Annotated in this window: 10 protein-coding genes; all 10 read right to left on the bottom strand. The window is 36.0% G+C overall.

The window, feature by feature from the left end:
• Nucleotides 1-209: 209 nt before the first annotated feature.
• The 10 genes from EKM66_RS07685 to EKM66_RS07640 all read right to left on the bottom strand — a co-directional run bounded on the left by EKM66_RS07685 (nucleotide 210) and on the right by EKM66_RS07640 (nucleotide 12,294).
• Entirely contained in the window at nucleotides 210-722 is a 513-nt protein-coding gene (locus EKM66_RS07685) for a DUF2798 domain-containing protein (protein WP_125763285.1), read from the bottom strand.
• A gap of 122 nt (nucleotides 723-844) precedes the next feature.
• Nucleotides 845-2,047 carry a DUF2075 domain-containing protein gene (locus tag EKM66_RS07680; protein WP_125763283.1) on the bottom strand — a complete coding sequence of 401 codons (1,203 nt, stop codon included), beginning with the start codon at nucleotides 2,045-2,047 and terminating at the stop codon, nucleotides 845-847.
• Between the two features lie 152 nt (nucleotides 2,048-2,199).
• Nucleotides 2,200-2,388, bottom strand: a complete 189-nt coding sequence (locus tag EKM66_RS07675) for a 2-hydroxymuconate tautomerase (protein WP_263854130.1) — start codon at nucleotides 2,386-2,388, stop codon at nucleotides 2,200-2,202.
• Nucleotides 2,389-2,585: 197 nt separating this feature from the next.
• The gene (locus EKM66_RS07670; RefSeq protein ID WP_164505089.1) at nucleotides 2,586-5,348 is read right to left on the bottom strand and encodes a MucBP domain-containing protein; all 2,763 of its coding nucleotides are present in this window, start codon (nucleotides 5,346-5,348) and stop codon (nucleotides 2,586-2,588) included.
• 142 nt (nucleotides 5,349-5,490) lie between these two features.
• A complete protein-coding gene (locus EKM66_RS07665) occupies nucleotides 5,491-6,987 on the bottom strand; it encodes a peptidoglycan-binding protein (protein ID WP_125763277.1) in 1,497 nt (498 codons plus the stop codon).
• Between the two features lie 423 nt (nucleotides 6,988-7,410).
• Nucleotides 7,411-8,058, bottom strand: a complete 648-nt coding sequence (locus EKM66_RS07660) for a recombinase family protein (RefSeq protein WP_125763275.1) — start codon at nucleotides 8,056-8,058, stop codon at nucleotides 7,411-7,413.
• Nucleotides 8,059-8,135: 77 nt separating this feature from the next.
• Nucleotides 8,136-9,371: a C39 family peptidase gene (locus EKM66_RS07655; protein ID WP_125763272.1), complete on the bottom strand. Its 1,236-nt coding sequence runs from the start codon at nucleotides 9,369-9,371 to the stop codon at nucleotides 8,136-8,138.
• A 181-nt stretch (nucleotides 9,372-9,552) separates the two neighbouring features.
• Nucleotides 9,553-10,800, bottom strand: coding sequence for a peptidase T (pepT, locus tag EKM66_RS07650; RefSeq protein WP_125763270.1), 1,248 nt, complete (start codon nucleotides 10,798-10,800; stop codon nucleotides 9,553-9,555).
• A 13-nt stretch (nucleotides 10,801-10,813) separates the two neighbouring features.
• The gene (locus EKM66_RS07645) at nucleotides 10,814-11,605 is read right to left on the bottom strand and encodes a Nif3-like dinuclear metal center hexameric protein (RefSeq protein WP_125763268.1); all 792 of its coding nucleotides are present in this window, start codon (nucleotides 11,603-11,605) and stop codon (nucleotides 10,814-10,816) included.
• Nucleotides 11,605-12,294, bottom strand: a complete 690-nt coding sequence (locus tag EKM66_RS07640) for a tRNA (adenine(22)-N(1))-methyltransferase (RefSeq protein WP_125763267.1) — start codon at nucleotides 12,292-12,294, stop codon at nucleotides 11,605-11,607. The genes EKM66_RS07645 and EKM66_RS07640 overlap by 1 nt, the downstream gene beginning before the upstream one ends.
• Nucleotides 12,295-12,299: the final 5 nt, after the last annotated feature.

The raw sequence follows: 12,299 nt of genomic DNA, 5'->3' as shown, positions 1-12,299 counted from the left end.
ACACTAAATTTTATCATGAGTTGGAGAAAAGTTATTAAGATTTGTTTAAGATGTTGCATTTGGGCTTGACATGTAGCCCTAATTCTATACTTCGCGTAATTTTTGTTATGTAACCTTATGAGACTAAAAACAAAAGCACCTCCAAGAATTACCCTCTCAGAAGTGCTCATATTTATGTATATCAAATTATATACTCAACGACATGCTTTTTAGACAAGCTCATCTTTTTCAGCTAACGAATCAGCTTCACGTTTATCAGCTGCGGCCTGCATTTTACCCAATACCGCACGGGCGATTGGTCCGACAATAAGCATTTGTAATGGTAGTGCAGCAATTAAATTAAAAATCCAAGTATGACCATAGGTTGCCAATACATTCGCACCATCTAATTTACCCTCTACTACAATTCCAAACACGGACATGAAAGTTACCATGCCAATCACCATTAAACACGAAATCGTGATTCCAATTAAAAACGTCTTTTTTCTCATATAGTCATTAATAATATATTTGAAAGCCAATTTCTTGGCAATCGGTCCAACGACCAATACATCTAAGATAATTGCCACTAGTAATCCCAGTGGATAGCCGCTCAAGATTGTCATGATTAGGCCACTGCTTAATCCCTGTGCCATCACGATGTTATACGACGTCATCCCGAACACCATCAACCCCGCCATGATTATAGTAAATACAATTTCTTCTTTCCAATTACGTGGCATTATATACGCACACTCCCATTCCTTAATTACGAGTGATTAGTATAGCATGTAACTTAGAAGCTTCATAAGTAACAATTTGATTACAAATCCATTACGAATAGACTACGGAATGAAGAATCACATTATTTTGCGCTGTTAGATAGATAATCATATATTCGTTTATCATGAAAATATACATATACACCTCTAACCCCACGTTTCAGCAATACATTCATGGAATTCAAAATTATTGCTTGTTTCGCAGAATCGATGTCATCAAGATCATTATCGTGACGTTTTTTAAAAGCTTCTTGATCCTCATATGCATTCAAATTAATCTTAATACGACCGTCCCCTGCATACACAACTGAAGGTCCCATAATTACTGCGACATAATTCAAATCAAATCCCTGTACAGTATAGATAGAACCAATTTCATTAATAGTCTCATCTTTTTGTGCCCAAGTAACATTTGAATAGTTATATTGATCCCAAGGTAGATGAAAATCTCCCTCGTTCACAAAATGTTTTTTACCATCAAGTGTTGAAGGATAGTCCGCAGTCGCAACGATCCGTGACTTTTCATAGGTATCATTATTCTGCTTTAACCTCTGATACATTTTTTCAGCATCAGGATATACTCTGAAATCATATCCATCATAGTTACCGCCTAAGAACTCTGAAGAATGTTTACCAATTGAGTCCAACTTAAAATTATTAGTTAAGTCATTGATCCAACTAATAATACTACGTGGAGCCTGCATCCTCATCTGAACACGTAATGTCTCAAGCTTATAATTCAGCTGAAATCTTTTGACAAGATTATCAATTACCTTTTGCGACCAAAAACTCTTCAGCTTAAGAACTTGTCGCTCATCATATACGATCACTACAACCTTGCTTAATTTGATAATTTCTTCTAGTTGATTATGCTGTTCAAAGTTATTGTATCGATCCGCCTCGCTCAGTAACAAGTGAGCCTCATCAATCACTACAATATCAGGTGACCTAGACTCTTTGTTCATACGATTTATAAAGGTAGTTGGACGCAAAAAGCGATTTTTGCGTAACTCCGAGAATCCACCAGCATTGTCTTGATATACCTTAAGTAACTCGGGATGATTGACCAGAAAGTAGTTATCTGTGCCATTGGACTTAGCTTGCTTCTCCAATTCCAAAAATAACTGCGTCAATATGACACTTTTCCCTGTACCAGCATCCCCATTTAATTGGAATAATCCTTTAGAATTTGACTTCAAATTGCTCTGACAAAACTCAAATATTTCATTAAAAACATCTTGCTGCTCATCAGTAAGATGTTTATTTGGTAAAACTGAATCTAACATATGTATCTCCTAACAAAAATCATTAAAACACGCGTCAAAATATAGCCCTCTTCGTTTAACTACAACAAAACCCGCACTTGCATATGCAATTACGGGTTTTGTCCAGGTTATAATCAAGAGCTAACCATACTTTGCTACGCTCTAAAAACTAATTATTCGTCGCTCTTCAAAACACCGCCAACAGCGTAACGGTCCTTTTGCATTTCATTCAAAATAACGTGAACATGTTCAGCAGGTGCACCTGTATCTTTAACAATTGCATCTGTAACGTCCTTAACTAAAGCCTTAAGTTGGTCTTGGCTGCGTCCTTCAATTAATTCGATGTGTACTAGTGGCATAATAATTCTCCTTTGATTATTGTGTTTAACTAAAAAAGTTCTTAAATCACTACTTAAGTGTTTATATTATCTCACATTTTTTTATTTGTTGGTAGAACTAACAACTATATATAAAAAGCTTTAATGAACAAAACATATTCATTAAAGCTCAATTTTTGTAACTATTATTAATTCATTAAACTACTTGAAAACAAAAATCATTATTGACCAAAATCTTGAACTGTAAACATAGTACCATTTTCACTAATTCCGACACCAAAACCACCAGCCTTATAGGCTGAATCTAAAGCATTGTCAGAGTGCGCTTGATCACTAACAATATTATTATGCATTTCTAAAGCCCACTTGTTCAAATCATCTTCATAATATCCACCCCAACCGATATTTTCACCAGTTGGTCCATTTTCTTCCGAATACTTCTTTAAGTTAGGTTCTTCACTAAATGAACTACCATCCGGTTGTTGATGATTCATGCTTGTATCCATCTTATCAAATTCATATACAACCTGTTTAGCCCTTTCTTCTGCACCCGCCTGTAAATTTGAATCCAGCTTTAACGGTGCAACACCATGGCTAGCTCTATATTCATTTTCAACTTTAAACAGCTCTGCATTAAGCTGTTTAATTAAAGCAGCCGTTTTTACAGCGTTCCTCTTATATTTAAAAGTAGCATTGGTATTATCATACTTTTTACCACTAAATGTCATTTTTTCAGTTGATGGGCCTATTAAATCATAACCCCACTTTTCCGGAGCTTCAACTGAGACTTCTTTACCAGCCTCATATTCTCTATTATCAGCGCCACCAATTACATAATCTGTATCATCATCAATAGCTTGGACAGTTACTTTAACCATTTTTTTCTCTGATACTTGTTTATATACAAAAGTTACAGTATTACCATCTTTAGAAACAGTTACATTTTGTGTCTTACCTGTGTTAGACACTAGTTCATATCCCTCATGTTCAGGTGCATCAATTGTTGCGGTTTTACCAACTTCTTTATCGCTAACAACTACATCCTTACCAATAGGATTATTATTCTCATCCACTGATTTAACGGTTATATTAGCTTTATCGACAACTGGTGTAGTTGTGGTTTTTTTAACATAACTAAAGGTAATTGTATTATCACCTTTCTTACCAGGTGTGAATGTTTGCGTAGCATCACCTTTCAAATCGTATCCATCAATTGTAGGTGCTGTCTCAGTAATTGGTTTGTCTAATTCTTTTTTACCAAGATCGTCTGCTGGATGCCCCTCAATTTCTTTTCCATTTTCATCAACATACTTAACAGTCACATTCACTTTTTCAGTATCTGTGGATGTGGATTTTTTATTATACTTAAAGGTAATAGTATTATCGCCCTTCATACCAGTAGCAAACATTTGCTCAGCATCACCATTTAGTGTATAACCAGCGATTTCTGGTGCTTTTGCAGTATATACATAACCGACTTCGTGCATAGGTAATATATCTTGTTTCTTAATTTCTTTGCCATCTTGATCTACATATTTAACAATGGCAGAAGCCTTTCTAGCGTCAGGAATTCTTGTATACATGAATTCCATTGTGCCACCCCAGTCATATACTTTGCCAGTTTCAGTTGAACCTTGCCAGGATGATAGTTTGTATCCAGGAATATCGATTGCTTTTTCAGTAACCGTTGAACCAATTGGACGTGTTAGAACCTTGTCAGATGCCAATCTCAGTCTGTTACTATCTCTATACATAACGGTCATATTAGCTGTCTTATCTGCAGGGTTAACAATTGTTGCGCCATCTTTTGAAGTGTATGTAAATGTGATTGTATTACCATCAGGATTTACTGAGGTAATCATTCCAATTTGAGAATGATCTGCCAATGTATAACCAGTAATTGCCGGTGCATTAGTCAAATATTCTGACCCAACTGTTTGTTGTGATACTTTGTCAGGGGCAATTTCTTTATTGTTTTCGTCAACAAACTTCAAAGTTATAGGTGCTGTTTTACCTGTGGCTGGAGTACTGCCTTTTTTATAGACTAATGTAATTACTTGAGCGCTGTCATCTTTGTGGGATTGTCCCAAAGCCTCTTCTTTGATAGATACCGTTTGAATTGGTGTAACGGGAGTATAGCCATCAATTGATGGTGCTGTAACCTTTGTTTCACCAATACGTTTCATATCCCAAGTTTTATCGTGAATCTCTTTACTGTTCTCGTCTACATACTGCGTCCAAATAAATGACGATTGAACATCAGGAACAAATTCTTGATCAGTATTACCAGTGTTTGAACCAGTATTAGTATTTGTAGAATTATTATCAGTAGTTGTTGCAGCATCAGGAGCATTCTTAATATAAGTCTTATCAGAACGTGAATTTTCTGAAGTCAATGTAGCATCTGAACCTTTAACCCACTCGTTTGTCGCAACACGGTAATAAGTAACACCATTAACAGTTACCTTGGTATCTGTCTTCCAAGCAGTATCTTTAGCTAAAGCACGGTTCTTAACTAACTTAGCACCATCTAATGGATTTGAATAAATTTGTACATATGTACCATTACCGTCACCAACACTAACTACACCAGACAAGTTTTGTTTTGAAGTCTCATCTTTAAGATCCATTTGATTGGCATTAGCGTATTCATTACCACCAACAAGGATATAAGTTTCGCCATCAATTCCTTTAACGGCTTTAGCTGTTTTCCATGCAGTACCATTCTTTAGACCACGGTTAGCTTTGTGCATACTGGTCTTTGTAACACTGTTATACAATTGAACGAAGTCACTATTAGCTGAGTTTGCGACCGCCACATTATTAACAGCTGATGCGTCGACATTCTTAGTAAGCATTGAAGCACCGAACAAGGCGATAAATGTCATTCCGACAGTGATCCAACCTTTTTTACCATGAACCATTTTTACACGGTAAATTTTTTCTTCCAATGCCTTATTCAAACGTTTCTTTTTAAAATCCATCTTCATACTCCCCAAAGTATTTATTTTATAACCATATTTATAAAAGCCCTTAACCCTACACACGAAGAAAGGAACATTTAATAAAATCTATTGAATGTTCCATTTTTTCGTTAATACGTTTAATTCTTAAATCACTACTAAATTATGAAAATACACGCTTAACACCAACGATAGTTCCACGTGATGAGTAAATTGAGTGTACTTGAACAGCAAATGGCCATGATTCGATCATTGTGTCTCTATTAAGCAAGATACCAACGTGCCATACAACACCAGTTGATGGATCAGCGAAGAAAATCAAGTCTCCTCTTGCACGATTGTTGAAGTTAATACGTGGAATTCTTGAATCTGCCCAATAATCACGACTATTCCATTCGTGTCCTGGTTGTGCGTGTTGGATATTTGAGATTGGAGCTGAATCAATACCTGAAGCATATAGTGCTTGTGTAACTAATCCAGAACAATCAACACCGTATCCAGGCATTGAAGCCGCACCAGTGATCCATGGTTTACCCATGTACTTGTATGCTTGGTTGATCATAGCTTCAACGTGATCTGAACGAGTACTTGTCATGTTTGTTTGTAGAGGTGCAATATATGAATCAATTCCATACCAATCAGCTTCTGAATAACCCATTGCTTTCCATGTGGCTAAGTTAACTACACCTGTAACAGGCAAGCCTTTACGTGATTGAAGACTTCTAACACTTGAAGCAACTGAACCATCATAGATTGTATGTGAATTAGAATAACCGAAGTATCTTCTAACCAACCATGTCTTGATTCCTTCAACGCCATTGTATAGGTCATATCCAACAGCACCACCAGAAGGTTGGATTTGTGAGTTTTGAATTTGTAGCCAACCAGCTGGGTTTTGGTATGCAGCAGCTGTTGTTGCATCATCACTGTTTAACCAAACGTTGTTAGCAATTTGATAATAAGTTAATCCATTAGTCTTGTCAGTCTTGTTGTACTTCCAAGTTGAACCAGCAGCTTGATTAGGTTGTCCATTATTATGGAATCCTTGTTCATCACGTGCATAGTTAGCAGCACCACTTTGCTTAACACGAATAATACCGTTGGCAGTAGTACCGTATTGCATATCTACATCACCAGTATTAGTGAATTCATTAGTGGCAACACGATAATAACTAGCACCATCTAGTGATAACTTTTGATCAGTTACCCATGGAGTATTTGGACCAAGTGCACGATTTTTAACGACTTTTCCTTCTTTGGTATAAAGGTAAGTAATTTGATCACGTGTTTTTACAACACCATTGATATGTGTAATTTGTGATGAATTAGCATCAGCCTGTGTTGAAGCAGTATCTTGTGTAGTTGTTTCAACTGGTTGTTGGCTTTGATCTTGTGTGGTAGTTGTGTCAGCAGTTGTATTTGTATTATCAACTGTTGTATCAGCATTTGTATCTGATTGTACTGTTGTTGCAGATTGTGCAACTGGTTCTGATGCAGTTGCTTGTGATACAGCTTGAGAATTACTTTGGCTGTTATCTTGTGCTACATTTTCAACTTGTTGTGAGTCTGTCGCAGTATCAGCTTTAACTGTTTGTTGTGTGGCAAGAAACATAGTCAAAGCAAATCCGCATGTCAAAGCAATTCTTGATTTCTTATTCATTTAAATATCCCCTAATAACTTATTGCACGTTTATTTATCGCGCTTAAATTGTAAATAAATCTACATAAATGCATCGTTTAAATTATATTTTGACTACCATAAAAGCTGGTTCCAGCAAGTGACAAAATAATTACAAGGCACTAAGTACCTTTTTGATAATTCCATCTGTGTAATGTTGAAAAATCAAAATATAGTTAAATTATTTCAAAAAAATGAAAGCTAAGACTATCCCCCCAATAATCAAGATATCTTGACTGCCAAAAACGAACGTATTTTGCAGATGACAACCATTCAAATATTAACAATGCAAAGTGTTGACATAACTGGATTTTCCAGAATTATGTCAGCACTTTTTTTGTATGTCAAATTCGTTCGTATATGGCAGAAAATACCATTATTTTTATGTAATAAGTATAAATCAACCTAATCCAAAAATGAAGTGTCTTTTTTATCGATTCTTGATAACTTCCTATTTTTGACGATTCTATAAACAGTTCTCTCTGACACATTACATTTTTCAGCAACCTCTTTGACTGATAAATCGGGATTTAGATACAGTTTTACAATTTTTTCACGAATATTTTCATTTATCGATGGTCTGCCCAAAACTTTTCCATCAATTTTTGCTTGATGCAGTGCTTCTTTGGTTCTGGTCCTCAAAGTGTTCACTTCAAATTCACTGAAAATTGCCAATAATTGCATCATTAGAATTCCAGTTGCGGAACTCGTATCGATATTCTCATTAATAGATTTAAAAGAAATATTCTGCTCTTTCAAATCTTCTAATATATTCAATAAAGATGATGTCTTGCGTGATACTCTGTCCAACTTAACTACCATAAAAGTCACGTCGTAACCTTTTGTAGATAATAATTTACATTTATTAATTGCCTTGTTAAATTGGGGACGATCATCTTTTCGGCCACTTATTTTCTCACTATAAATCACATCAACCTTATTATCCTGAAGAATTCTTTTTTGAGCTTCAAAGCCCAATTTCTGTCGATCTTCTATCGTTGACACTCTTACATAGCCAATCTTCATTTCCTTCTTATTGCTTTTACCTATCATACTAAAAATCACTCCTTCTATAGACTCAGGTATTATTAATAACCGAATCTATAGAAAGAGTGACCTATTTAACTTACCTAATAACTTATAGCACGTCTATTTTGCGTGTTCCAATTATTTATAAATGCGTTAATTTCCATTTGTGTAGTTTGATTAGTCCAACAGTCATTGTAGTAAACATACTTTGAATCATAACCAGTAACAACTAATGCATGATATGGGAAACCGTGCAATGTATTCCATGTGACAACTGGATGTCCGATGCTTAGTTGATACTTAATTGCATTGAAATTCTGGCCAGTTAAGTTCTTGGCTGATCCGGCGTATTTTTCAACTAAATTCATCAATGCTGGTGGGAAAATTGTGATACCTGTTCCATCCCAAGGTTGTCCGATGTAGCCATAGTTTGGATTACCACTACGAGGCATTTCACGTGCCATCTGCATCTTGTCAACATTGGCTCCAGAATATTGAAGCATCATTGTGACGGCAGTTATTTCACAACCATTTGGTAATTCTGGACGTTGAGAGATCAATGGAACACCGGTTAACCAATTCGCATCTTTGACTGGCGCATCATTTACAACAACATAATCTTGAGGCACCCATGTATTGGCACCAATTTGATACCATTCTTTACCACCAACATTGGCGTGATTGCTTATCTTCCAATTACTGCCAGTTGGAATATTGTTTCCAAGATATGTGGCTTTATTTCCATACCCTTGAAAGTCATGAACACTGGCTCCAGCCTTATAAACTACGGTTGCTGTACCAGAATATGGTTGAACATAAGGTGTATACGTACCATCATTAACATTGGCATATTCAGTGGTTGATACATGATAGTAAGATGTTCCGTCGCTCAGGGTTCTACGTGCATTAGTGTACCAATCAGTATTAGCAGCTAGTGCACGGTTTTTAACAGGTGTTCCATCAGCCAAGTACAACTGGATCACTTGATTATTAGTTCTATATACACCATCCAACTTTTCAGTACTCTGAACTTGTTGCGTAGCTACTCGATTAACACGCTGTGCATCTTGTGTAACTTGCTTTGTATCTTCTGACTGTGCTTGTGTTGATTCAGAGTCAGTTGTACTAGTCTCTGTTTGCTGGCTGGCATCATTTGATGTATCCGCAGCAGCATACCCAGCACTGTTTGCAGCAGTTGGCTCTACCGACGTACTTTGACTAACAGCTGAAGTATTATCATTATTTACATCAGTAGTATCAGCTTTAACAACATTTGTCGAAAGCAAACAAGTAGATGCGAACAATGTAGCATAAAGAACTTTTTTATTTAATCTCATTTTTCTCCCTCAAAATCAAAAATTTAATCCCCAAATAAAATGAATCCATTTACAATATAGAATACTGCAACAAATATCATTATTTCATTTTATAAGTATAAATCAACCTAAATTTAAAAAGAAGTCTAATTATGGCACAAAAAAACAGCCACAAACTTAATTGTGACTGTCTTAATGATTATTATTTTTTATTTTCTGAATTGATTTTGATGATTTCAAGAACAACATCAACGGCTTTTTCCATTGATTCTTCAGCTACATATTCGTAACGTCCGTGCATATTCTCTCCACCAGCAAACAAGTTAGGTGTTGGAAGTCCCATGAATGAAATAGTTGATCCATCAGTACCACCACGAACTGGTTCTTCATCAGGTGTGATATCAAGATTCTTGAATGCTTCTTCAGCAATCTTAACAACATCCATATGATCCTTGATAACATCAATCATATTGTAGTATTCATCATGCATATCAAGTTTGACAGTACCTTCGCCATACTTGTCATTTAGAGCTTTGGCAATTTCGGTTGCCTTATTCTTACGTGCTTTCAAACCATCACGGTCAAAATCACGAATAATATAATCCATATAGGCATTGTCAACAGTACCCTTCAACTCAAGCAAGTGGAAGAATCCTTGACGACCATCAGTCTTTTCAGGAACTTCATCATCAGGTAATGCTGTTTGGAATTCTGTAGCAATATTAACGGCATTGATCATAATATCCTTAGCGGAGCCAGGATGTACATCTTTACCAGTAATATAGACTTTCAAACTTGCAGCACTGAATGTTTCATATTCAAGTTGTCCAACTGGACCACCGTCAACAGTGTAAGCAAAGTCAGCGCCGAAATCGTCAACATCAAACTTAAGTGCACCTGTACCAATTTCCTCATCCGGTCCAAGTCCAATCTTAACCTTTCCGTGTTTGATTTCAGGATGTGAAATCAGATATTCCATAGCGGTGATGATTTCTGTGACACCAGACTTGTCGTCTGATCCAAGTAATGTGTCACCACTTGTAGTAATAAGTGTTTGACCAGCATAATTCTTTAATGATGGGAATACAGCTGGATCCAATGTATATTTACCCTCAGTATCAAGTTTGATGATACTCTTAACATCATAATTCTCAACGATTTTTGGCTTAATATCCTCAGAATTAAAGTCAGCAGTATCAACGTGAGAAATCAGACCAAGAACTGGGACATCATAATCCAAGTTTGATGGCAATTCAGCAGTTAAATATGAATTAACTGAGTTGATTTTTACGTCACTCATACCAATTTCTTTCAACTCATCAGCTAACTTGTTCAAGAACACAGTTTGTCTTTCAGTTGAAGGAATTGTTGTTGAATTCTCATCAGAACGAGTATTTTGTTTAACATAACCCAAGAAACGTGGTACTAATTTTTCGTATTTTATTGCCATTTCCACACACTCCCTAAATAAAATTATATGGTTCTGTACTTACTTCTGATTGTACTATATCTATGTCCCAATGATTAGCATTTTTCCAATCATTTAATAATTCTGCCATTTTCTCAATAAAAATAGCTTCAATATGATGACCGGGATCAACAACATTCAATCCAGCTGACATCATGTCATGGGCAGTATGATAATAGACATCCCCAGTAATAAACGTATCAGCACCAGCTTTTAATACTTCGGGATAGAACTTACCAGCGTCACCACCAATTATGGCAACTTTTTTAACCGGTTGACCAAGTTCTGACTTAACGTATCTCAAATTAGGAAGATTATAAGTATCACGAACTTTTTTAGCAAAGTCTAATAGATCCATAGACTCAGGTAACTCACCAACACGACCAATTGAATAATCATCATCTGGATCAAGATAATGAACATTCTCTAATTCGAGTTTTTCCATCAACCAATCATTCATACCACCATGTGCTTTATCCATATTGGTATGAGATGCATTAACTGAAATATCATGAGTTAATAAATCACTATACATTTTATTTTGAGCTGATGACAGATCCAAATTTCTAGCAGCTCTGAACATAATGGGATGATGAGCCAAAATTAAGTCAACTTTTTTGTCGATAGCTTCTTGTACAACGGCTGGACGAACATCCAAAGTAGTCATGACACGATGTACTTCACGATTGCGATCACCAATTTGGAATCCCGTAGGATCGCCGTCCATTTTAATTGCCAAAGGTGCATATTCTTCTACTTGATTAATAACATCTTGAACTTTAACCATTATAAGATCTCCTCAACATATTTGATATACTGCTTCATCTGACCAATCTTGGCTTCATCGATCTTTTTGGCATTGTGCATATTATCGACAGCCTTTTGATAACCGTTCAATTTACGTTGCCATTTAGCAACGAATGCATCTGATTTCTTAGTCATCAATACTGGACCCATTAGATATTGAGCTTCAGTCAATTCATCAACTGAAGCCTTCTTTTGTGCCTTAATGATCTCATAATCATGATGATCTTCAGATAAAATGTCTTCATCAACAATATCAAAATTATGTTCAATCAGCCAATGACGTACCAATGGTTCACCAATATTGGGCTGTAAAATCAATGTTTGAACGTTAGATAGCTGTGCCTCAGTTGCCCGAGACAAAATATCACAAATCAAAATACCGCCCATTCCGGCAATAACAACTGTATCAATTGAATCTTCTTGATTGATAACAGCTAATCCATCACCCAAACGAACATCTATCTTGTTACTTAAACCAAACTTCTCAACGTCAGTTTTGGAGCGAGACATTGGTCCAACAGCCACCTCACCAGCAATCGCATAATTGACAACACTTGTTTCAACTAATTCTACTGGTAAATATGCGTGATCAGAACCAATATCCGCCACCCTAGTTCCAGCGTCTACCATCTGATAAACAGCTTGTAATCTCTTCGATAATAAAGTCACATTAA

The organism is Companilactobacillus hulinensis, assembly GCF_003946555.1.
Classification (GTDB): domain Bacteria; phylum Bacillota; class Bacilli; order Lactobacillales; family Lactobacillaceae; genus Companilactobacillus; species Companilactobacillus hulinensis.
This window is presented reverse-complemented; position numbering and strand designations above follow the sequence as displayed.